6 protein-coding genes are annotated in these 3,955 nt (G+C 67.0%); 1 reads left to right on the top strand and 5 read right to left on the bottom strand.

Translation table 11 applies throughout. From position 1 onward, the window contains the following. Positions 1-332: 332 nt before the first annotated feature. From ACZ4SF_RS38060 to ACZ4SF_RS38050, 3 genes are all read right to left on the bottom strand, one after another. Positions 333-701, bottom strand: a complete 369-nt coding sequence (locus ACZ4SF_RS38060) for a hypothetical protein (protein WP_468393650.1) — start codon at positions 699-701, stop codon at positions 333-335. A gap of 52 nt (positions 702-753) precedes the next feature. After that, positions 754-1,266, bottom strand: coding sequence for a DUF6924 domain-containing protein (locus tag ACZ4SF_RS38055; RefSeq protein WP_468393647.1), 513 nt, complete (start codon positions 1,264-1,266; stop codon positions 754-756). 87 nt (positions 1,267-1,353) lie between these two features. Then, positions 1,354-1,923: a NucA/NucB deoxyribonuclease domain-containing protein gene (locus ACZ4SF_RS38050; protein ID WP_468393644.1), complete on the bottom strand. Its 570-nt coding sequence runs from the start codon at positions 1,921-1,923 to the stop codon at positions 1,354-1,356. Between the two features lie 182 nt (positions 1,924-2,105). Between ACZ4SF_RS38050 and ACZ4SF_RS38045 the strand changes: the two genes are divergently transcribed. Beyond that, positions 2,106-2,923, top strand: a protein-coding gene (locus ACZ4SF_RS38045; protein WP_468393652.1) for an IS5 family transposase whose coding sequence is annotated in 2 segments (ribosomal slippage) — positions 2,106-2,435 and positions 2,438-2,923 — 816 coding nt in all. Because the reading frame shifts where the segments join, the coding sequence is not laid out codon by codon here. Here the strand turns inward: ACZ4SF_RS38045 and ACZ4SF_RS38040 are convergent. Continuing rightward, the gene (locus ACZ4SF_RS38040) at positions 2,920-3,132 is read right to left on the bottom strand and encodes a hypothetical protein (protein WP_468393641.1); all 213 of its coding nucleotides are present in this window, start codon (positions 3,130-3,132) and stop codon (positions 2,920-2,922) included. The two genes, ACZ4SF_RS38045 and ACZ4SF_RS38040, sit on opposite strands and share 4 nt — an antisense overlap. A 430-nt stretch (positions 3,133-3,562) precedes the next feature. Continuing rightward, positions 3,563-3,955: hypothetical protein (locus ACZ4SF_RS38035; RefSeq protein ID WP_468393638.1), on the bottom strand; the 393-nt coding region annotated here is incomplete at its 5' end.

Below are 3,955 nucleotides of genomic sequence, written 5' to 3'. Positions count from 1 at the left end.
ACCGGGGCTTGCCCAGCAGCCGACGCGACCGGCGCGGCCAGGCCGGGCAGCAACGGCGTGAGGGGTGGGGCTCCAGGATCGCGGCCGCGCGGGGCGGCGGGAAGGGGTGGGTCGGTCGGGGGCTGGCACGGTGTCCTCGTTCCTCCGGCCTGCTGGCCGGGTCGGCAGTTGTCCGGCCCGCGCGCGGATGTGCGCACGGGCCGAGGCCACCGTGAGGAAGGACCCCTTGTCCGCGGTCTGACGGCCAGACCCGGCAGGCGTCCGTTTTCGCCTTGACCATCCCTTGCAGGGCTAGTTTGCCTGTGGCCGACGCCCCAACTTCCGGGCGGAGTTCAGCGGGCGGGACGGGTGCTGGACGGCGAGGCTCCGCGCCGCCAGTCCGAGGGCTTCTGGCCGCGGAACGTCTCGCCGCTCTCGATCCGGGCCTTGTTCCGGGCAAACTCCCGCTCGGCTGCGGACAACTGCCAGGGCGCGCAGCCGGGGTGTCCCCAGCGGTCGGTCACCTTCGTGATGACCTCGCCCTTGGCGTTGTCCTTGAAGCAGGCCGGGTAGGTGCCCGGATACGCGGCGCGTGCCGAGCCGCGCGGCAGCAGCACCGCCTTCTTCCCCGTCGTCTTCTTCGCGGCCGGCTTCCCGCCGCCCGCTGAAAATGTGGCGCCGGCGCTCCAAGAGAGTTCGATCCTGGCGTCACAGTGTCCCAAACGGCATCCGTAACGGACGCGACGTTAGTACGTTGCCGTGTCCTACGCCGGGTCACTGCAAGTCTCGGTAAGCCTGCCACACAGCCGTTCCCCGGGATGCCACGACCAGGTCCCCTGAGTGCCACTCGTACTCGCGGTACTCGGCGAAGAACATGTTGCCCAGATCTTCGTTCGTTTCGACGAGGGAGACGGCGTGCGCGGGGACCCGGAAGGCCGCAACGCGCTCTTGCTCGGGGTCGATGTCGATTCCGAGGAGGGGGAGGCCCGGACTGGCGAAGGTCTGCGCGTCGGCCAGGTAGAGGTGCCCGTATCCGAGATCGTGTGCGGCCGGGGCGAGAGCCGTGACATCGGCGGCGGTGAGGCCTTCGTAATGCACATCGTCCACCGGCATGACGTAGTCGACGGCGGAGGTGAACCAGTCGACGTGGTCGGCGTTTTCGGGGTTGGGGCCAGATCCGGGTCCGTCATAGGCGTCCTTCACGGCCACGGGAGCTTCCAGAGCCTCTGTCAGCCGAAGCCAGCCCACGGTGTCGGTGAAGTCGGTGCGGATGACAGGGGTGGCCACGTCGGGCCCTTGGGGAAGTGGGTGCGGCATGGGAAGGCCTCCAGGGAAAGCACGCGGGGCGCCCTGAGTGGACGCCCCACGGCTGGGTCAGACCGTCACGTAGAAGGCATCACGGTCCAGTACACGATAGGTCTTGCGGAAGGCCGACATGCGGCTTCCCTGCTTGTTCTGCTCGGTGGGGGTCGCCCAGGTGGTCTCCCGCTGGCTGGCAGGAAGGAACGTGCCGCCTTCATAGGTGGCGGCCATGGGGTACTCGTCGCAAGAGGTGCGTCCCTTGCGCTTCATGTCGGCCGGCGCGTGCCTGCTGGAGGGGCAGACCTCGTTGCGGTTTTCCTTGATCCGCCTCTGGTCCCAGGTCATGTGCAAAGTGCGGCTCCTGCTGCCGGCGCCCGGGTCGCCGTAGTGGCCACCCCGGTGCCGCAGGGCCTTGATGCCATTGGCGATGTTGGTCAGGCCCTTGAAGCTGACCTTGGGGGCGAAGCCGTAGAAAGAACAGCCGGGCGCCTTGGTGTGGCGACGCTGTCCGGGCCCTTCCCAGAACATGTCGTCACACCGGTAGTGGGCGGAGTTGATCTGCGCGTCGTCGACGTCGCGGCCGGTCTTGGTGAAGACGTAGGTGTAGGTGACCAGGCTTCGCTCGAACTTCTTCTTCCCCACGGAGTCGTGGTAGCTGATGCTGCCCTTGAAGGAGCTCCCCCCGATGGTGTGCCCCTGAGGGAACTTGTTCTTGGTGACCTTGGTCGTGCTGGTGTTGCTGGGGCTGATGCCGTCGGGCTTAGAGGTCCTAACAGAAGCTGTTGATCATGTGACTTTCCGCTTGGGTGGTCGTTGGTCTGGCCGTGGGAACACGTCAGTCGCGGCCGTGGATCGTGTCGGATGAACTCTGGTCGCTTATCGAGCCGTTGCTGCCCAAGCCGGGCCCGAAACTGGTCGAGGGGCGGCCCCGGGTGCCAGACCGGCAGGCGTTGTGCGGGATCCTGTTCGTGCTGCACACCGGCATCCAGTGGGAATACCTGCCACAGGAGCTGGGCTTCGGCTCGGGCATGACCTGCTGGCGGCGCCTGGCCGCCTGGAACGAAGCCGGCGTGTGGAACCAGTTGCATGTGCTGCTGTTGAAGAAGCTGCGGGCGGCGAAGAAGCTGGACTGGTCGCGGGCGGTGATCGACTCCTCCCACGTCCGGGCGGCCCGACGTGGCCCAAAAGCGGTCCCAGCCCGGTCGACCGTGCACGACCGGGCAGCAAGCACCACGTCCTCACCGACGCCCAGGGCATTCCACTCGCGGTGTCCCTGACCGGCGGCAACCGCAACGACGTCACCCAACTCCTGCCCCTGCTCGACAAGATCCCCGCCGTCGCCGGAGTCGTCGGCCGCCCGCGGCGACGGCCCGACATGCTGTTCGCCGACCGCGGCTACGACCACGACAAGTACCGGCGCCTGCTATGGCAGCGCGGCATCCGCCCGGTCATCGCCGAACGCGGCCAACCACACGGCTCCGGCCTGGGCATCTTCCGGTACGTCGTCGAGAGAACAATCGCCTGGCTGCATGGCTTCCGCCGCCTGCGCATCCGCTGGGAGCGACGCGACGACATCCATGAAGCCCTCCTCGGCCTCGCCACCTGTCTCATCACCTACAGACACGTCCGACGCCTTTGTTAGGACCTCTTAGCCGCCAGGGACATCTTGATGCCGTGGGCATCCCCGGTGATGTTCGCCTTGGTGACCTGGATGCTCTCGTTCCAGTCCCGCTTGCCGGCGTTGAGGGTCATCTTGTGGATCACGCCGAAGGTAGCGCGTCCGACGACGGCGCGATTCTTGTAGACGACCGCCGTGGCCTTGACCCACTGACAGGTGCTGGTCCGGCTCATGGTGATGAGCTTCCCCGGCTTACACGGGGAGGAAGCACTGGTCAGGTCCGGAGCCTCTTCCACAGAAGCGAGGGACACTTCCACTCGTTCGCTGCTGCTGGACGGGGTCGGCGAGGCGCTGGCAACTCCTGCGCTGGCCAGGAGAGCGAAGGCGGCGGTGACGCCCGCCGCCGACTTGGTTAACGCGCTGGACATCACGTGATGTAAGCCCTTGTCTCTGCCGCACTTCACGGGCTCCCGGTGTTGGGGCGGTTGCGGCGGCAGGGCTGATCAACTTAGGAGACTGGATACGTGACTTGCCATTGCCCTCTCGGAACTTGTCCGAAAGGCAGAGAGTGATCTGACAAGCATGTGGCGGCTGGTGCGACGCCCTCAAACCAGCTCAGCAGGGCGGTCCAGCCCTTCGACAACGCCTAGAAGACGAGCGCGATCAGACATACGGTGACGAGGCAGCCGGCCAGGCAGCCACCCGCGTCGATCCCGTCGCCGCACTGGCCGAAAGGGACTTCTTGCTCATGGCTCTCCCTCGGAGCCAGATGATGGACCGGCGCACACCAAATAGGCCTGCACCGAGCACGCACCGCCCGAGCAGTGCGGCGTGGGCGTGCCGCTGGAAGTAGACGGCGGTGCCCAGGAGCCGGTCGACTTCCTTCTCCGTGTTCTCGCGGGCCTTTTCGGGGCTGACGAGCAAGGTCTTCGGGTCGTGGGGCTGCACCCGGATCTTCAGCGCGGCCAGGCTGCGGGCCAGATCGTCGGCGATGCTGAGCAGGCCCACCAGGTTCACGTCGCCGCGCTGGCGGGGCGGGGGCAGTTCGTCGGGGTA

It is taken from the genome of Streptomyces sp. NPDC027663 (assembly GCF_055566415.1).
Note: the sequence above shows the minus strand (reverse complement) of the source record. Positions and strands in the feature narration are given on the sequence as shown.

What these genes read in the sequence shown, in the direction of transcription:
- ACZ4SF_RS38040 (WP_468393641.1), bottom strand. Translation starts at nt 3,132, where the DNA reads ATGAGCCGGACCAGCACCTGTCAGTGGGTCAAGGCCACGGCGGTCGTC.